Origin of the sequence: Halotia branconii CENA392, assembly GCF_029953635.1 — a bacterium.
Lineage (GTDB): Bacteria > Cyanobacteriota > Cyanobacteriia > Cyanobacteriales > Nostocaceae > Halotia > Halotia branconii.
This window is the reverse complement of the sequence record NZ_CP124544.1, coordinates 189,399-214,409: the sequence shown is the minus strand read 5'-3', so window position 1 is coordinate 214,409 and position 25,011 is coordinate 189,399. Positions and strand designations below refer to the sequence as shown.

The 25,011-nt window shown below is 40.4% G+C and carries 22 protein-coding genes; 12 read left to right on the top strand and 10 right to left on the bottom strand.

The genetic code is table 11. The features are described from left to right. Positions 1 to 189 precede the first annotated feature (189 nt). Positions 190 to 1,812 (bottom strand): AAA family ATPase, encoded by a 1,623-nt coding sequence (locus QI031_RS31385; protein WP_281486260.1) that lies wholly within the window; start codon positions 1,810 to 1,812, stop codon positions 190 to 192. 380 nt (positions 1,813 to 2,192) lie between these two features. Here QI031_RS31385 and QI031_RS31380 point away from each other — a divergent pair, with 380 nt between their 5' ends. Continuing rightward, positions 2,193 to 2,846, top strand: coding sequence for a hypothetical protein (locus QI031_RS31380; RefSeq protein WP_281486259.1), 654 nt, complete (start codon positions 2,193 to 2,195; stop codon positions 2,844 to 2,846). Here QI031_RS31380 and mobV read toward each other — a convergent pair. Then, positions 2,843 to 4,552 (bottom strand): MobV family relaxase, encoded by a 1,710-nt coding sequence (mobV, locus tag QI031_RS31375; RefSeq protein WP_281486258.1) that lies wholly within the window; start codon positions 4,550 to 4,552, stop codon positions 2,843 to 2,845. The two genes, QI031_RS31380 and mobV, sit on opposite strands and share 4 nt — an antisense overlap. A 499-nt stretch (positions 4,553 to 5,051) precedes the next feature. On the opposite strand from mobV, the gene QI031_RS31370 reads away from it, so the two are divergent. Both QI031_RS31370 and QI031_RS31365 read left to right on the top strand, forming a co-directional pair. After that, positions 5,052 to 5,489, top strand: a complete 438-nt coding sequence (locus QI031_RS31370) for a hypothetical protein (protein ID WP_281486257.1) — start codon at positions 5,052 to 5,054, stop codon at positions 5,487 to 5,489. Between the two features lie 20 nt (positions 5,490 to 5,509). Beyond that, a complete protein-coding gene (locus tag QI031_RS31365; protein ID WP_281486256.1) occupies positions 5,510 to 6,730 on the top strand; it encodes a ParM/StbA family protein in 1,221 nt (406 codons plus the stop codon). A gap of 51 nt (positions 6,731 to 6,781) precedes the next feature. Here the strand turns inward: QI031_RS31365 and QI031_RS31360 are convergent, their stop codons facing one another. Then, positions 6,782 to 7,588 carry a P63C domain-containing protein gene (locus QI031_RS31360; protein WP_281486255.1) on the bottom strand — a complete coding sequence of 269 codons (807 nt, stop codon included), beginning with the start codon at positions 7,586 to 7,588 and terminating at the stop codon, positions 6,782 to 6,784. A gap of 153 nt (positions 7,589 to 7,741) precedes the next feature. On the opposite strand from QI031_RS31360, the gene QI031_RS31355 reads away from it, so the two are divergent. Continuing rightward, positions 7,742 to 7,975 carry a hypothetical protein gene (locus QI031_RS31355; protein WP_281486254.1) on the top strand — a complete coding sequence of 78 codons (234 nt, stop codon included), beginning with the start codon at positions 7,742 to 7,744 and terminating at the stop codon, positions 7,973 to 7,975. A gap of 128 nt (positions 7,976 to 8,103) precedes the next feature. Here the strand turns inward: QI031_RS31355 and QI031_RS31350 are convergent, their stop codons facing one another. After that, positions 8,104 to 8,307 carry a hypothetical protein gene (locus QI031_RS31350; protein WP_281486253.1) on the bottom strand — a complete coding sequence of 68 codons (204 nt, stop codon included), beginning with the start codon at positions 8,305 to 8,307 and terminating at the stop codon, positions 8,104 to 8,106. 189 nt (positions 8,308 to 8,496) lie between these two features. Continuing rightward, positions 8,497 to 8,724 (bottom strand): hypothetical protein, encoded by a 228-nt coding sequence (locus tag QI031_RS31345; protein ID WP_281486252.1) that lies wholly within the window; start codon positions 8,722 to 8,724, stop codon positions 8,497 to 8,499. Positions 8,725 to 8,859: 135 nt separating this feature from the next. Here QI031_RS31345 and QI031_RS31340 point away from each other — a divergent pair, with 135 nt between their 5' ends. The 4 genes from QI031_RS31340 (at position 8,860) to QI031_RS31325 (ending at position 13,440) form a co-directional block, all read left to right on the top strand. Beyond that, positions 8,860 to 11,034, top strand: coding sequence for an ATP-binding cassette domain-containing protein (locus QI031_RS31340; RefSeq protein WP_281486251.1), 2,175 nt, complete (start codon positions 8,860 to 8,862; stop codon positions 11,032 to 11,034). A 75-nt stretch (positions 11,035 to 11,109) separates the two neighbouring features. After that, entirely contained in the window at positions 11,110 to 12,312 is a 1,203-nt protein-coding gene (locus QI031_RS31335) for an AIPR family protein (protein ID WP_281486250.1), read from the top strand. Then, the gene (locus QI031_RS31330; protein WP_281486249.1) at positions 12,309 to 12,725 is read left to right on the top strand and encodes a hypothetical protein; all 417 of its coding nucleotides are present in this window, start codon (positions 12,309 to 12,311) and stop codon (positions 12,723 to 12,725) included. Before QI031_RS31335 ends, QI031_RS31330 begins: the two co-directional genes overlap by 4 nt. Positions 12,726 to 13,074: 349 nt before the next feature. Then, a complete protein-coding gene (locus QI031_RS31325; protein ID WP_281486248.1) occupies positions 13,075 to 13,440 on the top strand; it encodes a hypothetical protein in 366 nt (121 codons plus the stop codon). A gap of 465 nt (positions 13,441 to 13,905) precedes the next feature. On the opposite strand, the gene QI031_RS31320 is transcribed toward QI031_RS31325, so the two are convergent. After that, positions 13,906 to 14,115 carry a hypothetical protein gene (locus QI031_RS31320; RefSeq protein ID WP_281486247.1) on the bottom strand — a complete coding sequence of 70 codons (210 nt, stop codon included), beginning with the start codon at positions 14,113 to 14,115 and terminating at the stop codon, positions 13,906 to 13,908. A gap of 266 nt (positions 14,116 to 14,381) precedes the next feature. On the opposite strand from QI031_RS31320, the gene QI031_RS31315 reads away from it, so the two are divergent. Further along, on the top strand, positions 14,382 to 15,722 hold the full coding sequence (locus tag QI031_RS31315; RefSeq protein WP_281481729.1) for a transposase: 1,341 nt from the start codon (positions 14,382 to 14,384) through the stop codon (positions 15,720 to 15,722). Here the strand turns inward: QI031_RS31315 and QI031_RS31310 are convergent. Beyond that, positions 15,700 to 15,900 carry a hypothetical protein gene (locus tag QI031_RS31310; protein WP_281486246.1) on the bottom strand — a complete coding sequence of 67 codons (201 nt, stop codon included), beginning with the start codon at positions 15,898 to 15,900 and terminating at the stop codon, positions 15,700 to 15,702. The two genes, QI031_RS31315 and QI031_RS31310, sit on opposite strands and share 23 nt — an antisense overlap. Before the next feature lie 39 nt (positions 15,901 to 15,939). Here QI031_RS31310 and QI031_RS31305 point away from each other — a divergent pair, with 39 nt between their 5' ends. Then, on the top strand, positions 15,940 to 20,262 hold the full coding sequence (locus tag QI031_RS31305) for a hypothetical protein (RefSeq protein WP_281486245.1): 4,323 nt from the start codon (positions 15,940 to 15,942) through the stop codon (positions 20,260 to 20,262). 13 nt (positions 20,263 to 20,275) lie between these two features. Here QI031_RS31305 and QI031_RS31300 read toward each other — a convergent pair whose 3' ends face one another. Both QI031_RS31300 and QI031_RS31295 read right to left on the bottom strand, forming a co-directional pair. After that, positions 20,276 to 20,677 carry a hypothetical protein gene (locus tag QI031_RS31300; RefSeq protein ID WP_281481374.1) on the bottom strand — a complete coding sequence of 134 codons (402 nt, stop codon included), beginning with the start codon at positions 20,675 to 20,677 and terminating at the stop codon, positions 20,276 to 20,278. Positions 20,678 to 20,764: 87 nt separating this feature from the next. After that, the gene (locus QI031_RS31295; RefSeq protein ID WP_281481373.1) at positions 20,765 to 22,186 is read right to left on the bottom strand and encodes an IS4 family transposase; all 1,422 of its coding nucleotides are present in this window, start codon (positions 22,184 to 22,186) and stop codon (positions 20,765 to 20,767) included. 149 nt (positions 22,187 to 22,335) lie between these two features. Here QI031_RS31295 and QI031_RS31290 point away from each other — a divergent pair, with 149 nt between their 5' ends. Both QI031_RS31290 and QI031_RS31285 read left to right on the top strand, forming a co-directional pair. Further along, positions 22,336 to 23,262 carry a hypothetical protein gene (locus tag QI031_RS31290; protein WP_281486244.1) on the top strand — a complete coding sequence of 309 codons (927 nt, stop codon included), beginning with the start codon at positions 22,336 to 22,338 and terminating at the stop codon, positions 23,260 to 23,262. Positions 23,263 to 23,267: 5 nt separating this feature from the next. Next, positions 23,268 to 24,032: a tetratricopeptide repeat protein gene (locus QI031_RS31285; RefSeq protein ID WP_281486243.1), complete on the top strand. Its 765-nt coding sequence runs from the start codon at positions 23,268 to 23,270 to the stop codon at positions 24,030 to 24,032. 52 nt (positions 24,033 to 24,084) lie between these two features. Here the strand turns inward: QI031_RS31285 and QI031_RS31280 are convergent, their stop codons facing one another. After that, positions 24,085 to 24,891, bottom strand: a complete 807-nt coding sequence (locus QI031_RS31280) for a hypothetical protein (RefSeq protein ID WP_281486242.1) — start codon at positions 24,889 to 24,891, stop codon at positions 24,085 to 24,087. Between the last annotated feature and the right edge of the window lie 120 nt (positions 24,892 to 25,011).

Below are 25,011 nucleotides of genomic sequence, written 5' to 3'. Positions count from 1 at the left end.
CAGGGAACAGAGAACAGGGAACAGAGAAAGAAATAGTCCCGTTCGCCGTAGCGTCTCTAACAGTTGCAAGGTTTAAAGCCGTACTTCGTACTGCTACGCTCTGAGCGCAGTTGTTTATGCCGCATGCTTTACGCCCCTCGTGGGCTGCGAAGGTTTCCCTGTTGCCCGTTCCCTATTCCCTGTTCCCTTTTATCCACCAAAAATATCGACATTGCCGACACTATATATAGATGAGTCAACCGGACTAGATGCTTGACCCTGTAAATCAGCTTTATTCCGCATACTCTCAATCCGTTCAGCTTCGCGGATTGCCAGAGGATTAATGTTATTTCTCGCTTCTAACAAAGCTGATAGTGTAATGTTCAATGGCGGCAGTTCACCCACAGGTAGAACATCATCTTTAAACATTAGACAGAAAGTAGAAATGACCGCCCTTTCTACAATCGCCTGAATTTCCGCACCAACACAGCGATGTGTGGCTTTCAGCAATCTGTGCCACTCCTCATCACTGAACCCATTTCCATTACGGAATCGATAATCAAATCTAGCTAAGTGCAGAGTGAAAATCGAGTGCCGTTCTCCATTGTTAGGTAAGTCCACCTTAAAAATATCGTCAAATCTTCCGCTTCTGGTCAGTTCTGGTGGTAGCCATTCTATATTATTGGCAGAAGCAATAATCAAAACATCCGATGTCCTTTCTTGCATCCAGGTTAACAGCATCCCTGCCAGTCGCCTAGATAAATCATCATCCCCAGCAAATCCTTTATCAAAGTCGTCTAGGTATAGAATTACACGGTTAATTCTGTCTACCAGTGACAGTAAGTTTTTCAGTTTGTACTCTGCGAGGTTGCCGTAACTACGGAAGCTGCCCCATTCTAAGATGATCATGGGAATACCCAATTGCTGGGAGCAAGCTTTAGCTGAATAAGATTTACCTGTACCTGGGGGGCCAATCAACAAAATACCCTTGGGTAATCTCAGATTATATGCTTTGGCTAGTGGCGTTAACAGTCGTTTGTATCTTTTAAAGGCTGACTGCATCAAGTCCAGTCCGCCAACTTCAATCGCTGGGGGCTGGAGAAATTCAATATTGTAAACTCGTCTAAGCAGGTCAACTTTGTAAGCGGAAAGTTTTTTTGTCAGTTCTTGGGCGTTGGTACTTCCAGAAGCGATCGCTTGTTTAATACCATAGTCAATATCTGCCAAGTACATCCCCACAGTAGCCAGGGCTATCTCATGAATTTCCGTTTCACTGTAATTATTGGGCAGTACTCCCAGTAGGTGAGTGCTGATTTCCTCAACTGTTGGCAGTTTTTGTGTAACGGTCGGAATTTCCGCCGCAATGTCAGATGAAAGGCTGGCGTTTGGCCCCAAGAGAATCGCTGTTTTATTTGAGTTGCGATTGTAAAGTTTTAAATTAATGAGGGCAGACTTAATCCACTCAGCAGTCAAAAAGAAATCGGGGTCGCTGGTATTTGTACCCAACCAAGGAAATATTCCTTCTAGTATCAGGATTCCTTGTAAATTAGTAGTTTTCCAAAATCGCAGAACCTCAAAGTAATGTTCACGTCGGTTTTTGGCAATTGATTGATAATCTAGTACTTGCTGTAAAACTAAGTCCTCATTAACCTGTAACTGATGCAATTGGTCATCTTCGAGTGTCCATATATAGCAGTTGACGTTCTTCTGCTGGCATTCCCCGGCAAGGTTTTTGAGTAGCCTGAGTCTCTCTTGCAGTGGAGATTCTACCGCAATCAAGGGGTTGTTTAGTCTGATTAGGTCAAATACTTGCTGTGTCAGCGCAGTATTCATCAGTTTTTAAAGTTAAGGTCGTCCTGATCATAAAAGTTGTAACAAATTGTTTCTCCAGCCAAAAGTACCTAAAAATACAGTACTTTTGGCTATTGCTTTTTGACTAGACTATCCCATCCCACTCTTATACATTCTTTGTGCTTGTGCAACTGGCATTGGTTAGCGCTGAGTAAAAATACTATTTAGCTTGTTTAATTCAGCATTTTTCATCAGTGCTATAAGCCAAGTGTAGCTTAATGTTTGAAACCAGATTATTCACTATATTTTTTGTTTACTATATTAATATCCAACTTAAATAAGTATATTTGATCAATTGAGCTTTGTACTTAATTTCCTAGTAAAATGTTGATGAAAATATTTGAGGTAATCAGGTATTATTTATGATTTTAAAACTTAATAAAACTCAGGTTTATGTGTTTGGTTTACTGGTAAGTGTTGGATTGTCATCATGCCAATCACCAGAACAGAAAGCAGCAAATGCTCAAAAAGCAGCAGAGGCAGAGCAAGAGCAAAAATTCCAGAATTTTGTAGAAAGCACTCCTGATCTCTATAAAGTTTCTTGGAAAGTTTGTGGTGATTCCAAGATAAATTTGAACAGAAAGGTAAATAAAGGTTGTGATGAAACTAGAGATGTTCCCGCAGAAGGTTTCCAAAAACCGATTTTTGTATGGGGGCCGGCAGGAGAAATAAAGTTTATCAATAAGCCTAGCTTCGCTGATATTTCATTAGACTCAACTCTTTTTATCAAAGCTAGGGGATGTCTTGTCTCAGGCACTCCTAAAGAACAGCAATTATACGCGATAAAAAAGTTTTTATTGAAGAAAGGAAGTAATCCTCAACCTACAGATGTAAAAGTGGAAATTGTACCAAAACAAGAAAAAGAGCAGATATTACGAGATGCAATTGCAGATGCAGAAACAGAAAATGCTTCCTTGACAAACTTTGGTGTATCCTCAAATGGGTTAATTCCTACAACTGATCAAGGTTGTAAGACGATTGATGAGTGGAAGAAAGACAATGAAACAACTCCTTAAAGCTCCATTCCCTGATTCTCATGCCGTTGTTGGGAGTGATGCTGTTGTAATTGACGTGAAAAATTCACCAGTTCCTCATTCCAATCATTAGCTTTACACTTGAGTTTTCTAGCCTGTGGCAATAATTCCTTAACACCTCGTGCCGCTGCATCGCCAGTGTGATCTGGGTCAAAAGCCACTTTTACAGTAGGAATATGCTGCAATTGCTCCACTGGTAAGTTTTTGGGGTCATCCACTGCCATGTAAAGTGTTCTAGTTGGTACACCTTTGACTTGATATTCCAGCATGGCGAAGGACACGGCATCGATAGGCGACTTACACAGTACTAATCTTTGTGCTGGTTCTGTTGGCTGTCCGCCTAAATGAAAGTGAAACCAGCTATCACGGCGCTTAGTCCCTTTCTCATAACCCTTAAAGTTGTTGTTTTCTCCCCGTGTCCCTCGCTTGAATGCGCCAGTAGCTTGACCGTCAAGATTCCGCATCACAAACACAGCATTTTGTTGGTCATCAGCATAAACCAGCCCCCGGTTATGCAGCACTTCTACAAAATTTGATGGTATGCCTCGTTTCTGGGTCAAGTAATTAGAGACAGAGAGCCACTTAGTTTTATCTTCAACTCTTAGCTGGAATGTGGGGCGTGGTTCTGACTGAATAATCTCAGCAGTCACCTTTCGCGCCTGAGCTAGAGCTGCTCTTTCTGCCCCAGCTTCACCAAAGCAGTCATTTAGCCAAGCGATCGCTTGACGAAAATTACACTCATTAACGTGCATCACCAAATCAATCGCACCGTTCCCTTCTAACGAAGAACTGGGATCAAGCTCACTGAATTTTGACCCATCTATATTAATGATGTGATTTTGACCATGCCATCTTTGTCGTTCACGATTTAATCCCAACTCCCAAGCTACATCTTCTAGGGCTAGGTCGCGTAATTGCTCTGTCTGTTGCTCCAATTCCTGAACCCGTTTTTGCAACAGTTCATTTTCTTTGGCTAAAGCTTTGGCTGTAGCTTCCATCTCCTCTTTACGCCGAGTTGCCCTGTCGCGATCAGCGGCTTTTGCTTGTAACTGTTCTTCGCTTAAGTCTGATGCTTCTAAGTCTCGTCCCTCCTCGACTATGCGGTAAAAGTCCTTGATGTCCTGGTGCTGCGCTCTACTCCCTTTGATCCCACGTTCCAGCCCTATCAGCCGCATCGTATCATAGTAGGAATCCTGGAATTTATGAATCTTCTGCCGTCCATCAAAGTAATGATTACAGCGTAATTGTCCTTGGTCATCCACAGGCACAAAATAAGCGTGAATGTGGGGAGTCGCTTCATCTAAGTGTAATTCTGCCCTGACAATGCGATCGCTGTATTCATCCGCTAACCACTGATGCGTTGCTTCTAGCCAATTATCTAGTTTCTGAGGTTCATAATACCCTGCGTTCGTTGGGCAATCTGGGCGGAAATAACTGGGAGATGCACTCAACAGAAATTCTACACAGTAAACCCCATCTGTGCGAATTTTCCGTTTCTGCTCTTGCTCGGCAATTTTGGCTAACACTAAATCTTCCAGTCGTTCCTCTGGGTTATTACTGCCAATGAATCTAATATTATTTTGGTTTGGATCTGCGTTAGGGGTTTCTCGTTCACGGCTGGCGTGAGATGCGCTGCCTGTCAGGTTGCTTCGCTTTAATTTCTTTAATCGCGCTATAGCGTAAGCCATCCGCCCCTTCCTCTGTTAAAATTATTTTCAACCAAAATTTCCATTTTTTCACCTTAAACGCCATGCCCAAATGGCTGGAATCTAAATTAAGCAAAATAAACGTAATAAGTACGGTTATCTTATTATTTAATCGAAGAATTGTTGTATATAGAAAATCGTGATTCCCTACGACAGTCGTAGAACAGTCGTAGAGCAGTCGTAGACTAGTCGTAGAGAAATGAGCAATTGCTCCCCGTGATTCCCCAAACTAGTCATACAGCAGTCATAGAGCAGTCGCAGACTAGTTGCAGAACAGTCTTAGAGAAACTGTAGTTTGGTATACAATTTAGAAATTTAAAGCCCACTAATTAGATAGATTTAGTGGTGATTAAAATTAAGTTTGTAAAGGAAAATATTTCGGTTAGACTTTAACCATATTCTGCATTTTGATTCTGCAAAGTGAAAGTAAAACGAAGTGGGACTGTTGTACCTGACTAGGGAAAAATTTGCATGAAAAAAAATGGAACAGAACCAGCAAGTAATTCTTTCAATCAAGCGAACGTTAGATACTATCGACGGACAGGTAATTAATTATCTACAAACAGAACCCTTTGATTTAGGGAGCTTACCAGAGATAGTGATGTTGACCCTCCTTGAATATTGGTCGCCCTTTGTCAAATCTGCTGATGGAGTGGATGGTGAAGAACTGAGGCAGAGGGCAATTTGGTCAATTAAAAAATTAGAAGCACAAGCGGCTTTGATTCGTGAGGTTTTTCTGGAATCTCATGTCAAAACTGCTGTTATTGTGAACAACGCTGAAGTTGGCGATAGTACCTCGGATGAAACACTAGTGTCCACCTCGGATGACCAAACCTGGGATGAGGACACTGACGATTTGATGGAATTAGAACTGCCAGAAGAAGTGAAACAGATTAACAAGCTGTTTGGTGTTGAGTAGTAGTAGAGAAACATTAATTAATGAATACGCCGAAAAAAGAGATTGCGCCCGTTTATACCAGGGTAGCTGTGTCCGTTGATTTAGGTGGGAGCCAGAACAAGATAATTGTTCAGATATACCCTTCGGGTGTGCCGATGGTAGTGGCAATGGAGCCAGAAATCGCAGATGTAGGAAAAAACTCAATTACTCAGTTGTCAGAAAACTGCACTTGGGTAGGAATAGGTGATGAGTATTATGTTTTGGGCGCTCTAGCTAAAAATACTTTTGCTGGCACACCAGCGCTCAGGGATCTAAAATCTCACTATGCCTTACCAAAAGTAGCAGGATTATTATGGTTAGCGTGTCGTCAATTGGGCTTGAGTAAAGGTGTTGACGCTTCCGTGCAATTGTTGCTACCACCGGGAGAAATTTCGGATGGCAAAGATTTGGGTAAGAAGTTGGCATCAGCATTGAGAAAAGGAATTGTCACACCAACAGGCAAGTTAAAAGTTAAACTACATAATTTTTACGTAGCTCCAGAGGGGAGTGGGATTATGGCTTACCGGAGTCGGGGTTTAGGAGCATTGTTTGGACAAAAAAATATTGGAATGTTGATGTTGGGCTACCGGAATGCTAGTTTTTTTCTTTCGGCTAAAGGTAATCCAACAAAGGCTGAATCTACGGAGTTGGGGATGAATTGGTTAGTGCAGCAATTTGTGGAGCGTACTGCTGTTGGGCTATTAAAAGATGATTTACGTATACCACTCGCTTTAGTGTCAGCCAGTAAAGGCAATCTTAATGCACTACAATCTTTATCACGCAAGGCCACATCTTTTGAAGTTGAATCTGATTTAAAGTTGTTTAACTCGGTTTTGCCAGATGTCCGTGATGATTACTGTCGAGCTTTAATTCGGTGGATTAGAAATATTGCTGTATTGGATGAAGTTATCATTTGCGGCGGGACTGCTGAGTTTGTGCGTAAGGAATTAACTGAACATTTTCAAAAAGAGGACGTACCAATTGTTTGGAATGGTGGAGTCCAACTTCCTAAACAGCTCGATACTCAAGGACTGGGTGACAGAATCACTGATGTATGGACTGCACATATTACTTACATCAAAATGTTAGACCACAACTTTGGTTATGAACGCAAACAGAATTTAGTCCCAGATTCTTACCAATCCCAGCCTGTACGAAATTCCACCCCACCCAAAGAAGTTTGGGAGAAAAACGGGTTTCTGACTATGCATCCTGGAGTTTAGTCTTGAATTGGAAGCGATCGCTCTGATTGCGATCGCTCCCGATCTAGCTAACTACCCTAAATTCCAGCCATCAAAAAGATTGGGTTGGTCAACCCCGTATTGCCGACTAACCAATCGCCGCAATTCGTCTACAGAATTAGCTGACTTCATCAGGATTAAAATTGATGTAACGTGTGGGGTTAATCTCTCTTTTGTTTGGTCAGATAGCATTTGATGAATCTTGTTCCGCCTCCGCCCATTTGGCAGAACGGGATTAACGATATCGAGTTTGGCTTTCTCTTCTGGGGTCATCCAACCATAGATGAACTCCCAATAATACAGTCCATTTCTGATACTCTTTTTATGCAACTTGGTAATCCTTGCTAAATTTTCCTCAAATTCACTCTCAAACATTCTTGTCCAGGGACGTGGCGTGTCCAAAATCCGGGAGTCATCAAAGCGTCGTTGCTCAACTGTCCGTGACTCTCCCCAAACTTGCTCAAACCTACTGATTAACGAATCCTCTGACAAGGCATCAATCAGCTTTTGAGCTTCAAGATTTCCCTGTTTATCAAAGTAACGCCAGATTATTCTAACATTTCTTAAAGGTATTGTATCTGCTCTTGTACCTGCGCTATTTACTGTATATTGCGTCGAGAGGGTATCATGATTTAGCCCTTGCTCCACAAGACTTTGATATACTTTAGGAGCCTTTTTAGGTAACGTGCCAAGCCAGTTACGGTTTACACCTATAGGCGTAAGTATTTGTCCTTGAGACATTCTATATTCTTTTGTCTCAATAACGCGAACTGCATCAAATCGATAATTGCCAATGTAAAACTCGACAGCTTCTGCTGCTTTATAATTCTTCTTAGCCATGATTCGTCCTTAAAGCTTGCGAATTGTGGTTAGTACTCCCTTGAGAAAGGAGTACGGAGACGGGCTTTAACACCCGTCTTTAGTCAATAATTTCTCAATCCTTGACTTGATATATTTTACAGGATAACCTGTAAATAATCAAGGATAAAAGTGATGGGAAAACCAGTTAAAGGCAAGAGAGGATTTGAGTCGGAAGGTAAAGGAATCGGTGGTCAAGCAAGAACAATTGGTGCTAAGTTCCCGCCTGAAATAGACGCTATTCTGCGATCGTTACCGCAAGTACTAGGTATAACTACAGCCGAATATGTTAGAAATGCGGTGATTACTCAATTGAAAAATGATGGACTACTCTCCAAAAAGCCAGAGGACAAAGGAACAGGGACATGAGAAAGCTTTCATGAAAAGGGTGTAGGGGGAACATTAAGAAAAGGTGAAACCTTGTGAGGGCAGGGTGTGGGAAAACAACCTCTTCCCCTACACCCCACATCCCGTTTTGGTCAGCAATCGCTTTGGAATTATTGATCTGGTTCTAACTGTTCTTCTCCAAACTCTCTTTCGACCTCTTCTCTTGTCCAGTAGGTTCCACCAACGTATATCCAATCCTCATTGATAGATGGAATATATTCATGAACTTTTACTGCTTTAACCTCTGTTGGTGGCTCACAGTTATTAATCTCGGTAATGGAGTATTTATTACTATTCAATTTATTTTTCCTCATTTGAGCGATTTTGCCTAATTTTCGCGTAGCGTTTCTTGAGAAATCACATTGATGTAGCTACTATCGCCAAGTTCTAAATGATGGAATGCTGCCTAAATTCTCATACCTACAGCGTTAACATATTCAAAATAAAAATAAGCCTATTATTTTCTGGTTTAGCTCTTCTGGAAAAAATACTTTGTGAAGTTATCAAGGACGCTGATTAATGTACCCAAGTTCCGTTTTACTATCAGAAACATAATTTTTATAATAATTGCCGTCAAACTCATAACCAGAAAAATCTAAATTTCGCTCAGGATATTTTTGTTTAAACCATTGGATTGCTTCTTCCTCAGTTTGAAATGTTTGCTGTGCGACTGCTTCTGGTGGAAGATGCCAAACATTACTATCTTTTGAACTACAGACGTACTTTGACATTTATGATAAGCCTAAATATGTTTTATTTGAAATTTACTTACTATATATATTTGAAGATATCATCTTTGTCCTAACTGTTGTATCATCTGCTGGAGAGCGATGAAATACAGAGGCTATTTCCGTAGCAATGCACAAATGCAGACTCTAGATCTGACTGTTCACACGAATCCTACTCAGCAATGCACGGTTCAAAAAACCCCTTTCAGTATTGGCAGCGACAAATATAATGATTTGGTGATTCACGATCATAGCGTAGATAAAGGACACGCTAAGATTGCGTTCAAAGAAGGTCAGTATTATTTGGTAGATGAGGGGAGTATTAATGGCACACGCGTTGGAGGCATCCGGCTAGAAGCATATCGACTCAAAGCTTTGTCAGACGGAAATCTGATACAGCTTGGTTTAGTGATTATAGAGATAAAAATTAGTTCTCCAGCACCAGCCAAAATCCCAGTATTTCATGCAAAGCAACATCAAACTCTCTCCATTGAGCGCATGAGATTAGATGCCATTGGACTGCACAAATCTACTAGACCAGTGTTTGGGACAACTTTGCTCAACGATATCTCGCTATCATTTCTTCCCAAAGAGTTCGTAGTCATTGCTGGGGTTAGCGGTGGTGGAAAGTCAACGTTGATGGATGCACTCAATGGACAACGCCGCGCCAAAGGTAAAGTACTTGTTGACGGCTGTGATCTCTACAAGAATTTCAACGCTTTCAAAAACAAAATTGGCTATGTGCCGCAGGATGATATCGTTCACTTAGAATTAACTGTGGGGGAAGCACTTAACTATGCTGCTCATCTGCGGCTCCCTTCGGTATCGTCATCTTACAGGCAGCAACGCATAACAGAAGTACTTGAACAATTGCAACTGACTGGGCGCAAGAATGTCTCCATTGAACGACTCAGTGGTGGACAGCGCAAACGCTTAAGCATTGCGGTAGAACTAATCAGTAATCCCAGTTTATTTTTCCTGGATGAAGCAACTTCAGGACTTGACCCTGGCACGGAATTACAAATCATGCACCTGCTGCGGAGTTTAGCAAATGCCGGAAGTACAGTAATCTTGATTACTCATGCTACCAAGAATGTAGCGATCGCTGATATGGTAGTTTTTCTGGCGAAGGGTGGCAGACTAGCTTATGTTGGCCCTCCAAAGTTAGCTTTTAACTATTTCAAAGTCCAAGATTTCGATTCAATTTACGCCAGAGTAGAACGTCAGTTGTCGCCGTCACAATGGGAAGAGGGATTTAAGTCGTATGCGTTCTACAGAAAGTTTGTTGGGGAACGCCAAAAAACGATTCCTCAAAACACAATTAAGCCTGTGCCAATCAAGCCGGAGTTTCGCCAACAATGGTGGGTGCTGTGTCGTCGTAACTTGACCGTACTATTGAAAAACAGGATCAGCTTGGCATTAATGCTTTTGGGAGCGCCCATCTTGGGGTCATTAAATTTTGCACTGTGGACGTCTGACTTGTTTAACACTAAGACTGGTAACGCTTCCCAGGCAATTACGATGCTATTTGTCACAGTGATTATGGCTGTAATGTCTGGGTCACTGGCTACGATGTCAGAAATTGCTAAAGAAACAGCCATTTACCGTCGAGAACGTAGCGCGGGACTGGGTGTAGTTCCTTATGTGGCATCCAAGTTTCAGTTAGCATTTCTACTAGCACTCTACCAATCAGCAGTACTTTTAGCTTGTATGGTCGCTGCGGTGAAATTAACTGTTGACAACAGCACTTTAGCAGCAATGTATTTCAGCCTTTTCCTTGCTTCGTTCGGGAGTATGATTTTAGGGTTATTAGTTTCTGCTGTTGCACCGAGTCAAAGTGTTGCACCTTTATTAACAATTCTGGTGCTAGTTCCCCAAGTGGTATTTGGAGGTGGTATTCTTCCAACCAACGAGTTTAACTCTGTGGGCAAAACATTTAACTCTATGATGCTAACCAAATACCCTTTTGAATCTTTGGTATCGCTGAGTGGGCTGGGTGCAGATGTGGCGAAAGACTCTTGCTGGCAAAAAACTGAACAGCAACGAAAAGTATTGTCAGAAAAACAAGCCGCTGTCTGTAACTGCTATGGGAAAAATGTATTCAAACAGTGCAAATTTCCAGGGCTTGGTAAAATAAAAAAATCATCAGTTTTGAGCGCTGATTTACTAAAAGCACGTTTGCTAATTCAAGGTGTTTTTGATAGCTATGGAAACACTTTTCAGATTAACTTTGTAGAAAGTTCAATTTCTATGTTGAGACTAATTGCGCTATTAATGATGATTGTTTTGGGTTCTCAATTTATCAAAGGTTAATAAAAATAAATACTATCATTTCTAAATACTCGTAGCGTTAACATATTTAAATTAAGTTTCACTAAAAAATAAACCATGCCAAAAAATTGGACTCTTAAGATAGACAACTATATTAATGCCAACCCACAATGTATTATCGCTACTGCCCACGTTGATAAATTCCCTACAGATTTACCTTTAGAACCAAATATCCGCGAACCCAACAAGAAAAGTGCGACATACAGGCAAATTTTTGATAGTTTAACGACTCAGCCCGAAAAATTCTTCGAGCGTCACAGTGGAATCGTACTGTGTGCCAATAAAGTTAAACCCAATAAAAATAAAACCGAATTAGAACTAGAGATACTGGAGGCCTCCGAGGGTGGTAGCGATGGCATCATTAACGGCGGTCACACAATTCTGGCGTTTGAGCAAGCTAAGAATTACAACTATGACGTTGCCCAAGCGAGGGTAAAAGTTACTATTCATATTGGGCTTTCTGAAGACGAAGCAAAAGATATAGCCCTAGCCTCAAATACTACTGCACCAGTGGATGCGCGTTCAAAAGTTAACGCCAGGGGTGATTATAAATTCCTAAAGCAGTTTTTAGCTAAACTGGAGCGTGAGCAAGAAACAAAATTTCGGGTTGCCTATTACCAAAACCAAAGCGGTGCGCCCAAGAGTCCCCAGTGCAACGTCAACCATTTGATTAAGTTGATGAACTGCTTGGATAGAAATAAATACAATCCTGACAGCAACAGCAGAACCAAACACCCACCTGTTAGTAACACGCCTTCCTTGAGTGAGGCTGAAAGACAAAGACTATCGAAGTTGCTGCCGTTACTACCAAAGGGGTTGTGGATTGAGCAACGGCTATTTCAGGTAATTGAAGAACACATCACCAAGCCAAAAAGGAAGGGCGTTGTTGACCTAGCTTCAATTGACCCGCGCAAGAATACGTTGTTACCAGATAGTCGGTATTCATTTGGCTTCGCTGCACCTGCTGATATTGCCATGCCGATTGTTGCTGCTTATCGGGTATTTTTGGATGAGAATTACAATTGGATTATTCCTTTTGATGAGTTCGCTGAGGATTTTCTACAACATCTGTGGGCGAACTATTACCGTAAGTATTTGGTGTCAGAGAAGCTGGCCGGAAATACAGTAGGGAGCAAAATCTGTCGTAACCCTGTGATTTGGGATAATCTTTACGTTTCGGCGCAGAGTTACCTGAATCAGCAGTTGATGAAAATGGTCACTTCAAATACTAAGCGCGAAGAACTGAAACTCACTTCATGATTGCCATGCCTGAAAATATAGAAGCACAATCACAAGAACTAGCAAAGTTTGCCCAAGAGCAGAATTTCGATGACCGATATCTAGAATATTTCAGTGATATTTGGCAAGAAGCTGGTATCAAAGACATCTCCAAAATGACTATAGTTGATGCCGAACGCACGATGCAGGTTTTGTCCAGTAGCGAAGCCTCGGTGGAGTTTGTGAAAGCTTTCTATGCCCAAGCAGTGCGCCAGGGGATGCCATCACAGGTTTTAGAATATGTCTTAAATAGTGACACCGATGGTGACGGCAGAACTTTGGCACAGGAAATATTTGTTGACGGCACAGATCCGTTTGAGCCAGATTCGCCAGATGTAGCACCAACAAGAGAGCATTCCCGCCATCAAAGCCAAAATTTTGAATTAGAGATATAGCATAAATAGTTTAATTTTTCTATAGACCGAAGTACCGTTTTTTTCCGTACTTTGGTCAATTGATTTTGTGAGGATAGAACATATAAACTCTGCGGTGGTAGGTGAATATATGGAGAAGAATTTAGCACCCAGAAGTCAGGAGTCAGGAGTCAGGAGTCAGGAGTCAGAATAAATGATGAGTAGTACATTCCTTTATCAACTTCCTTGTTCCTTAGTTCTTTAATTATTCTGATTTCTGTATTCTGACTTCTGAATCCTTGCATATAGTTTCCCACTCCCACTTTGCAGATTATAGGGTGTAGAAGGCTGTTCTACACCTTTTTACTTACAAAATCATCAAAGAAAAATTATGGAACAACTACAAATTAAACCCCTGAATGGTATACGTCCCGAACTGCAAAATATAGACTTGTCTACCCCTGAGCGTCGTCAGGAGCAACTTGAAATTTTGTTGTGCCAGAAAGCTCAAAAAGGAGAAGATGTTTCTCCCTTAATTGAAGCTCTTTATTATTTAACGTCAGCGCAGACAAAAGAAGACCAGTTTAAAAAAGTATGGAATGAAGTAGTAAAAGAGAAGTCTGTATTCAATTCCTTCCAAAGGGTAATCATTACTGCATTTGCTGTTTTAGGAATGATTGCTTTTTTCAATGGAGTATTCAAGTCTAATGAACCTTCACAAGCTGTAGTTAACCCACCTGCTGTTGGGCAGCGTTGATCTAGATGGTCATACTAGTTCGCAATTTCCAATGGGCTAAACGCCCCGCTACCGAAGATCGCAATTCGCAATTATTACCCCACTTCTCGCGGCGGGGGCTTGAACATTGATACTACGTCTTTTTATTTTTTCCTCAATGAATTGAGGAGCCAGTCGTGTGGGCGAAGAGAAGTGCGGTCTTGGGCTTTGCCCAAGTGGAGCAACTTCGGGGTTTCCCGACTTGAACGAACTGGCGTGGGCTTGTATCCCCAACGGCTCAATTTACAATTACGTCCTTAAAAAGCGAATTGCGATCTTCGCAGCGTTAGCGAGTCTTCGAGCGTCACTGCGAATTGCGAATTGTTCGGTCACTCAGCGTCAGAAGTCTAAGCAAAAAGCTGAAAGTATTAACGCCTTCAGCTTCTCCATGTATGCAATTATGCCATAATTCGGCATGGCAATCGTAGTGCTAGAACCAACGTTGACCTAAAATGCTGTGTCCTTGTCGAAGGGTAGGCTATCAGCATCTTCAAAGTTTCGCAGATCTTGTTCCATCTGCTTGCGGCGTTGGGTATAGGTTCTGCTGGCATACATTCTGCTATTCATTTCTTGCTCACCAAAGTTAATGCCCTGCTCTGCATGAGCAGCAGATACTGCATTGTAATTATCAACTTCAATTTTCTTACGCCTTTCCATTTCCTCAAGCCATCCTGAGCTAGTGCCACGTCGAAGCTCAGATTCTATGTATTCGGGCTTGAGAGAACCATCAGGATTAAACTGTTGTTTTTCCGTTGGCGTGAAGAAATCGTAAGCAGTGTAAACAGGCCACGGCTCTGGGTCAGTTTCATCTAAATGCTTCCACTGATCAATACCTTCGCCAAAAAAAGAGTATGAAGAGAGAGGGCGCTTTGTAGTAGAGTTGTTGTCTTCCCAAACGACAACTCAAAAGCTACAATTCGCCCATGTTGGACATCCTATCACTGTTACAATGCCTGCTACCGCAGATCAACGCTACGACGATGCGCCGAATGAACCAGATCATCATGGCCATGTTAGCAATGAGCGGCCGAGCCACCATGTTGGGAATTTCTCGTTGGACAGACATTGGTGGTAGTTATCGGACAATGTTGAGATTTTTTCATACAGTAATACCTTGGGCAACATTGTTTTGGCTGTTTTTTCGTAAACATTTATGGCGAAAGGATGAAGTATATTTGCTTGCCGGAGATGAAGTTGTAGTCAGCAAGTCGGGTAAACAGACTTATGGGTTGGATAGATTCTTCTCTAGCCTAGTAAACAAACCTATATCAGGGCTATCTTTCTTTGTCTTGTCGTTAGTAAGTGTTGAGCAAAGACAGTCATTTCCGATTCAAATAGAACAAGTAATCAAGAGTAATACTAAAACAAATATTCAGTTGTCAAGCGAAAAAATAAAAACCAAAGAAAAACGTGGACGTGGACGACCAAAAGGGAGTAAAAACAAAAATAAAACCGAAGTGATATTCACATCTGAACTATTGCTAATTAAAAAGATGATTAATTCACTATTCAAGTTAGTAGCTAATTTTATTCCCCTAACATACTTGGTAGTAGATGGTCATTTTGGTAACAACAACGCTTTACAGATGGCACGACAAGTGAACTTGCACATAATTTCCAAGTTGCGCCACGATTCAGCATTATATATCCCTTATGAAAATCCTGACTATCATAAACGCTCTCGTCGTAAATACGGTGACAAACTAGACTATAGTAATATACCTGACAAATATTTATCTAAAAGTAGCATTGAGGATGAGATTCAAAGTGATATTTATCAAGCCACTCTCCTTCACAAAGAATTTGCCCAAGCTCTAAATGTAGTGATTTTAGTCAAAACCAATCTTAAGACTAATGTTCGTAGCCATGTAGTTCTATTCTCCAGTGACCTGGAATTATCATTTGAAAAAATAATTGATTATTACAAACTCCGCTTTCAAATCGAGTTTAACTTCCGTGATGCAAAGCAGTTTTGGGGGTTGGAAGATTTTATGAATCTGAGGCAAACTGCGGTAACTAACGCTGCTAATTTCGCATTTTTTATGGTTAATTTATCTCATCATCTTCTCGCTGATTTTCGCCTCATTAATCCCGGCTCCGGCATTATTGACCTTAAGGCTCATTATCGTGGCTTTCGATATATCCATGAAATTTTAAAAATGCTTCCAGAAATCCCTGAGCCTATTTTATTAAACCAGATTTTTGCCAAGCTTACTTCTTTAGGACGCATTCATCCCGTTTCTACGGGCGTTGAACCCTCGTAATTTGGCAGAGGTATTGCTGATCATATTTAATTTTTAACCTACGGGCATAGTCATCAATGGCTTCTGGATGTGCGCCTTTAGCTAACTTTTGCTGTCTTACTTCATCTTTCAATATTCCATCAGCATTAAACTCTTTACCGTGCATATTTAGCCAGCGTTTTATTCTTGTTCCTGACATATTAAACTCCTGAAAATTTTTGAATACTTAAATAAAACTATGTCTCTAGAGTTCAAACACTTCGACACTAGATTAAATCAATGGATTCATAGTGATGGGGATAATAAGAACCCACAATCAATTTTAACTGAAAAATTAGATAATACCCTATTAGAGTTTTACTTTTCAGAGAAAGAATTTTCTTTTGGACATATAGATGAGCATAGTACATCATCGGATTTAAGAAATCATCCAGATGGACATACTCTTTTATTATCTTCTAAAACCCGATTACTGTATGGTGAGCCGGAATGTATAGAAGTGATTGATAAATTATGTCCCGATAGAAAAGACAGAGGGGCTTACGGTTCAATCTTTTTAGGTGCTTGTAAAAATGCACTTAATGAAGAATTAAATATTTTAGTTGTGGATGATTCTAATGGTGATAATGGAGGACTTATTGACCAAGAGGATGCTTTCAAGTTAGTAGGCGATTGCTATGGACAAATCTCAATTGAACTTTATGATAAGTTAACTAAAAGAGAAGAACAGCCAGATAAAAGTTACCGCGTGATTCAACACCGTTTGGGGTGGAGGGAAGGAGATGGAGAGGATACTAAATATAGATTTGGAAAAGGGACATTACGACCATACAGCTTTGATGAAATAGAATATACTAACCCCAACAATAAACCCAAAATAGACCTGATTATCCCCGTTAGTAGTTTTAAGGGTACAGATAAAGACAATCCGGCTGGGCCAAGTAAACCTCAAATCAAACCAGGACTATACCAGCAAACTATTTGGTTGGGTGAAAAAGCACAATCACAAAAAGGTCAGATGTCAATTTCGCAATTACTGGCATCTTTTCCTCGTGGACTTAAAGATTTTGTCGAGGAATTAGAAGTACAAGCCCAAAAGCTAGTAGAAGCCCAAGATGACCCAAGGTTAGTTGCTCAACTTTATTGCGAGGAATATGAAAGGCGCAAGAAATCAACTAGCCAAACTACAGAACAAGGAGTTAGCAACCAAGAAACTTCTATTAGTAGCTTGAGGGTAAATGAAGAGTTAGAGCCAGGCGAGGAATTGGATGAGTATAATACAAAAGATGACTTATTCATGTACAAACTCATCAAAGCTGATTTACTCGGTCATTGCCAACTTTTAGAAACAGAGAAGGTGACAAAGGAACTTAGCAGATTTGTACAAAGTCAGTGGCGAAATATTGCACTTGGAAGAACACTAACTTTTGATAGAGGAATGATCATTCCCTCCAAAGAACTCAAAAATGGGGAAATCTGTGTACCTTGGATGAAAAATGATGAAAAAGTTCTTAACTTCCGTTCTCCATTTCTTAATTCTAATGGCCTATGTGTTTCCGAAAATAAACTTGTTGAAGACCGTTTAGCTCCAGATGGTACAGATTTACAAGGAATTATTGTAGTTAACGATGAAGACCATAAGCGGATATGTTTAAGAATTGCAGAACTAGAAGCACAAGGAATTGATGTTGATTTTGTAGACCCAGCGGAAACAGAATCAGAACGCCAAGCACGAGATTATGATGGCGATTGTATCGGTGTAGCACTCGCAAGCTTATATCCAAACTTCACGGCTGAAGCCGAGTACAGAAACCAGCCAGAAAATGCTTATCGGCCTACTGTCAAAGAAAAGAAACAGTCTTTTTATGTAGATGGAAAACAACCGCCATTTGAAGAAATCGCCATTCACATGAGCGATAGTATTAGCGTGGGTATTATCAATAATCAAGTTACAGCGCTGGAGGCATTAGAGTCAGAAATTGAGGTACTTAAAACTTACGGTACTTTAGAACAAAAATCGGAATATTTAAACCAAGTATCTAGCCACTATCAAAGTTTATTTGACCAAGAACATGGCGAGAAACCCAAACCAATTAGAGCAGAGTATAAACCTTTCATGCAATCTGTTGTAGCTATAGCATCAAATCCTAACATAACGCCAGAAATTCTACATCAGGCAATGGATGACAACAGCTTGATGTACCGAAAGATGATTGAGGAGGGATGTTATCACAATCAAATAGCAGTAGATTTATTCAAAAGTGCGAAAAAACCTGAGATGGATTTAATCAGGGAAAACAGCCGCTACTTGTATCGTAATGTTAACTATATTAAAGATAAAAAGTCAAAAACAGCTTATTTAAATTCTGGGATTACACCTACAGGCTACTCACCAGTAGAACTTCTAATTAGCCAAACTAACAAATATTTCCAACAGTCCCAACTAGAATCTCGCCCCATAGTTCAGTTTAAGGACTTATTCGGTGGAGTTGATTTTACTCCCCAACAAAGATTTGCGGCGATTGTTGCCAAGCATGAATTTGACACAAAATTCAGTGTGGCTATAGCAATGGAAAAACGGCGCGAAACCGAAAAAGGCCTCAAGGCGATCATCCAAACACAACAAGGGGCGCAATTAGAAATCACAAACCTGACTCCCTACGGTCATCTTGGCATTTGTCAAGCTCAAACAATTAATCTGAAATTAAAAGAGATTACCGAAAAAGAATGCCCACATACATTAATGGCTCTAGCGCAGATTGATAATGAAACAGAAGACGGAAAACCAAAATACCGTCGGCTGGGAACTGTTAGCCAGCAGTCAGTCGCAGATTACAACCTAAAAGCTGGAATGGCAACTAGTGGGGCGACTATTGTTGAACTGAAGCCACAAATGAGTCGAGAAGAAACTAAGCTGATGCTCCAACAAGCTTACGAAACAGCCGAAGCATTCAGAGCAAATATCCCAGAGCAAGAGCGATTATCGGCAGCAGCGGCAGCTTGGAATGTTGACGCAGCAAGGCAAGATGAATTAGAAGATAAACAGCAACCAGCAGTCCAAACCTCCAAGAAGATCCCCAACTTTGTCTTCGCCGCTTTCCCCAACGAAATTGTTTCCCGACTAAATCAACTACAATTTACCCAGATGACTTTGGTGACGCTTGACAGTGAGGCTAACAGTTTTAAGGATAAAACCTGGAATCCACAGGAAAAATACCCTGTAGAAATTAGAGCTAGCCACCACCCACCAGGACATGAACGCCACGCTTCTAGACTAGTATTTGTACTTTCGGACGATGGTGATTACAAAGAATACGCCATGTTAAAGCCGAGAACGGGGCAGCTACCAATTGGCACAAAAGCGCAAGCCAATATCATACAAAAAGAAGCTTCTACTGCTAATGCCACGGTTTCAGTACCAGGAAAACCACCCATAAATTTTACCATTCGAGAAATTAGCAAATTTGCTCATGCAGGTCAAAGTTTTAATGCCGAATCTGTAACCTTAGAAATTGGTAGTGCAGAAGTCCCAAACCATGCAGTCAATATCAAGCTGGATGGTAAAATACTAGGGGAATTAGATGCTGATTCAGTCAAACAACTTCAAGCCTTTAACTATGTCAAAGATGGAAACCAGCTAAATCTAAAGCTGACGACGATTTCGGATAGTGATCAAGGATTTGCGCTCGCAACCTCGCCAAACGGTAATTTACTAAAAATTAATAAGATTCAGGGGCAGACATTTAATGATACAACTTATAGAAAAGTCAGCCTAGAAGTACCATTATCAAAAGTCAAAGATGCAGTATTTATCAATGGGGAACCGTTAGGAGTATTGTTTTTCAAGAAGGACAAAGAAGCTCTAAAAGGGTTAGGAGTTCTTAAATCTGGTCAGCTAACGCAAGTACAAGCGACACTACAAAGTAATTTCACAACAACAGTACTAAAAGTTGATCCTGCCACTGTTGAATATCCTCAAGTCTGGACGAAACAAAGCCAAGCTTTTGGTACTCAATCAGCTAACGCACAACAACAGCAGATGATACAGCAAGCAGAACCAATACTGCAAAAAATCAAAGAACGTCCGACATTCCTATTCACTACACCGGAAGACAGAACATTGGGACTAATGGGTATGGTAGTTGATAACCATAAAGTCGAATCAGTAACTAAATGGTTGACTAATCAGAATGTGGCGTTTTCTCAAGTTCCTTTAGAGGATGTACCCAAGGAAACGAAAAAGGGGCTAGCAGTATTTAATTTGGTAAGTTCAACTATTCCTGAACCAGTTGCTAAAGCCATGACCAAAAAGTTTGGAGAGGTGATCTCTTCAGCAGATGAGTATCAACAACAAGTAAACTCACTGCCGAATCGACCTAAGCATTTGAAGCCGCCAGTACAAGCAGTTATTACCCAAGCTCCAGTCAAATCTCAACTAAACGGGGAACAGAGGACTCTTGAGCAAATGGACAGAGCAGAAAAAGGAAGCGAGAAAAGAACCGATTTTTCTCCTGACTTTTCACGGGATGTGGAAAAGGGGAGTTGGTTCGCGTATGATTAACGCGAACCAACTTTTATTGTTGACGATATTTGGAGGTTTCTTCGATTAAATCTTTCAAACCAAGGTTTAGAGACTCAATGGAGCGATCTAAAGCTTCAATTTTAGCGCGACGGGTAATTTGCTCAAGGGCATCTATGTAAGCTTGACTACCAGCTTTACCCAAATGCTGATATCGAGATAATTTACCATCGGTCTTTGTGGGAAAGATTGGGGAAGAAGCCTGTAGTTTGTAATACCAATAATTATCATTCCGCCCCTTAGCTTGATAGCGAACAATCCAACAAGAAGCAGGAGCGACCTTACCCAAAGCGAGTATCGAATGAATTTCTTGCTCAAGGCGCTGTTTAATTTTGACTACCGCGTCTACACGTTTGGCTAAATCATCTTGAATTGAAGATTTTGGCGACTGAGGCATATAACAAACCGGGCGTTACGGTTCGCGGATAATTTACGCGAATTATTTTCTGATGGAGTCAGGTAGGTGTTTACCGTTTGAAGCGAATTATTTAAGATTTTGGTGTAATAGCCAACCTTGGCACAGGGTTTCTAACTCTAACCAACCTCTCCATAAAACCTGTATACCAATGGCACTGTTTTTTCGATGTTCTAAGTATCCCCCCAGGCGGGCGATAGCGCGGATTGCCCAATCAACGGTAAATTCGATATCTTTTTTGAATTTAGGCGGGCTACTAGCTAACAGTACATCCATTTGTACTTGAGTTAACACCACACTAGCATCAAGGTGCGGGCAGTTACGGTGTAAGTACGTCATTCGCAATAGCTGTGCGGCAATCACAGTTAAAAATCCCAACATCGTTGACATACTCTCACCAGCTAATCGGTAGCTTTCAGCCTTACACCCCGATTTGAGAATTTTATGATACTCTTCAACTCGCCAACGATACGTATACCAACGGAGGATTTGTGCTGCTGATTGTTCTGAATCAACTGATTCAGTAGTTAGTAGCATCCACTCTACTGGTTCACAATTTTCTGGACAATTAATTTCTCTGGCATAGACTGCATAAACATGAAAACTGCCTTGATTTTTCAGCCTTGTTGGCGAACTAATTGATACTGGACAATATCTGACTTCTAAGGTGGCAGTTCTGGCATTACGCTTTTTAGTTTCGGCTAGTCCAACGTCTTTTACAAACTTGACAGCAGTGGAAGTTACGTATGACCATAAATGCTCATTCTCTCCTTCTAGACAACGGTTGTGTGCCGCCCTGACTATTACACCCGCGTTTTTAGTTTGACTGATTTGGGCGAAGACTTCTGCAATATCACCTTCTCGGTCAAAGACATGAATTATCTTCGACGATAATCCCCCTAGTGGAATTTCTAAAGTAGAAAACTGTTTTTCTATCTTTGAGAAAGCCTCAACCCATCTATAAGATTCTTTCTCTTTAAATTCTTTATTTCTTTTGGCTTTTCGCTCTTTTTTTAGACGCTCTTTTTTAGCTTCTTGGCTTTCATTAATCGGCTGTGAAGCTTTATGCTCTCTATGCCACAGCTTCTCCCACAATAACCCTAATGGCTGCCCAAAATCAGGTTCTATAGCTAAACAGCTATGTAAAATTAATCCATTTCCGCCATTACCTATTGGGCCGTATTCTTCTCTTTTGTCTAATATTTTTTTATAATCTAAAAAAGTTGTATCTCCTACAGCTAGCACCACAGGAGCGCCGTTTATTTCTTGGGCTGTTTGTTTAAAGTAAGGTTGAGTCAATTTCTCAAAATTTGTTTTTGGATTAGAGAAAAATTCGTAACCACGTTTGAGGTCGCTAGCAGTTTTAAATATTTTCGATAAAGGCTGACCATATTTTACCGATAAAAGTTCACCTATAAATGCTGCCCTTTGGGTTAAACGTTTGTCTCCAAAGTTACACTCCTCATACAGGTTCTTCTCTAAGATTTTCATTTGCACTCATTGACACACCTACCACGACAATATCTAAAATCACAAGTTAATTCTCTGGCATTGGTTCGCGTAAATTTTACGCGAACCAACTCCCCTTTTCCACATCCCGTGAAAAGTCAGATTTTTCTCCTACTGTGCCTATTTCTGCCATGATTTCAGGCAAGCCCATTCCCATGAATTATCCCTTGATAATGCATGGTGAGACTAATCTTTTACCTGTGGATACTTGTATTGATGCCATGCGGGGATATGGCAGAACTCATACCACCAGGGCTTACGAACCTTATAAACAGTACGGCTTCAAAGAAGGAGACATTGCTCTAGCCAATGGAGGAAATAAACAAGTCGCCTTTCGAGTTGGCAAGCAGTATGAAATTACCCAATCTATGATTGCTGATCCTGTTTATCAACAGCAGTGGGCGAATATTGAAAAACATTCACCCAAGGCATTACCAGAACTATTCACGGGGAAACGGCAGGTTTGGGGATTGCATCTAGAGCCATTGGGAGATTATGTTAATGGTGAAATTGTACCTTGGACAGAACCAAAAACTCTTATTAATTCCTCCCATAATCATGAAGTAGCGGAAACCGAATCTGATGGTGTAGAAAACCGACCAATAGTAACCAATGATCATCTACGAAATTGGTACGATGTCGCAGATAAACTTGGCAAATCCGACCAGTACAAACAGCGAATTATGGAGATAGCTACTGAGTTGGATTCAGGGCAGCAACCATCGCAGAAAGCTTTAGCAGCAATGAATAAGGATACTGAAGATCATCGGAACATAAGCCGACTAACCCAAATTGCTCAAAGAATTGGGATGCTGGGGGGAGTAACTCTTGAAGATGGTTCAACACAAGTTAAGGGTAAAATGTATGATTTAACTTTCAATACGGAGCAAAGAGATTTAGCGATCGCTCAGAAGAATGGAGAAGTAGTTTTAAGTCTGCAATCTGGTAAAGTGCAAATCAATAAAGTTACGCCTGAAGTCCTACAAACTTTTGAACAGGCTAATAGCCAGATTGATCAATTTGTTGCGAAGTCCAAGGCTCAGGGCATGGAAATTTAAAACTTATGAATACAGTAGACATAGAGCAAGCAAGATTGTGGTACGACAAGGGGATTGAATATCTCAAATCAGGAAATTTATCAGGGGTTTCAGAATGCTTTAGAAATGCCCTTTATTTTCATCCAAATTTTGCTGAAGTTCACAATGCTATAGGCATGGTTCAATTTGGTATAGAAAAATTTGAAAATGCTATTCAGCTTTTTGATAATGCAATAACAATGAATCCAAATTTTGCTGAAGCTTACAATAATCGGGGCTTAGCTCGTTCCAAAATCTGTCATAAGTCGGAGTTTAATCAAGTTCTTGAAGATTTTAATCAAGCTATTTCACTGAATCCAAGTTTAATTCAAGCTTATCTAAATCGGGCTTATACCTATAAGAATCTAACTGGTGACAATCCAGCAGCGATAGAAGACTATAATCACATAATTTCAATTGATCCCAACTGTTTAGAAGCTTATATCAACAGGGGAAATATCTATTTTGTACTAAGAGAACTAGAAAAATCACTTTCTGATTTAGAAAAGGCATTATCTATAGATGCTAATTGCCCAGAAGCTTACTGTGGTAGAGGAACGGTGAGATTTTATCTGGGCAATCAACAGGGTTCTAAAGAAGATTTATTTAAGGCTTTTGATTTGTACGAAGCGCGAAGAAATACGATTTATTGTGTTTTTACGAGAAGTTTGATAATGCAACTCTTCCAAGATTATGAAGTCTACAAGGATTTGTTTGGGCTTGAGAGTAGGATGGCAGAAAAGAAAAGATGAGCCACTTTGATGAAGCTACTCATAGTCAAAATTTCTGCTGCTTTGGGGTTAGTTAGTTTGCGAAAGTTACTAAACTTTCAGCAGCTTGAAATATTCCATCTCTTAAATATTGAATTGGCAAATCTTTAACTTGGGAAACTAAAATTGATACTGGCTTAACTGGGAAAAATATAGGTGTGGAATACTGCACAAGATAAACTTTCAAAGTTGGTAGTTGACTACTAAATTGCTGTTTAAGGTCTTGGTAGAAGATATCTATAATTTCCAGGTCGTCTAATCGGTTAGTATCTTTTGGAGTTGCCTGATAGACTGACCATAAAGACTCAAGTTGCTCTCGTATACTCGGCTCACCATCCCAAGCCAAAGCTGGGGGAGTGTCGGTAGATAACAAGCCAACTCTAGCAATTGCTTGTTGATATTGTTCTTCTTGCCAATGTAAATATTGATTTAATTGCTGGGCTTGTTGATCAAATACTTGACTTGGATCAGAAATTCCACTTTGTTGGGCTAAATGTTCACCATGCTGCTGCATCAATTGTCTGGTTCTTGATAATTGCCTTGACACTTCTTCAGATATGTCTGGAATATGCCAGTTCAATCTGTCATCTTGTGTTGCTACAACTAAACTTAGCCAATTAGACCAACTCAGAGCATCTAATGGCAGTTGTAGTGATGTATTAGTAGAATTATGGTGGTTAAAAGGAGATATTTGTAACCCACTATTTTGCAAAACCCAAACACAAAAATCTATGTGGGAGTTAAAAGAACTATTTAATGCCCACGGCTGTTTTGATGAAATTTGGGAGATATCAAACATAATTAAGTTATTTAAATCATTATAAATACCTGACCAAATCATCTATTTTTATCCCTTTGGTTAGACTTCCTCTCTTTTTTCTCTGTCTAGATTAAAAAAAATTATAATAGTTAACTATCTACGTTTTGACCTTCTTTGGATTGTTTTAACACTCCCAAGTCT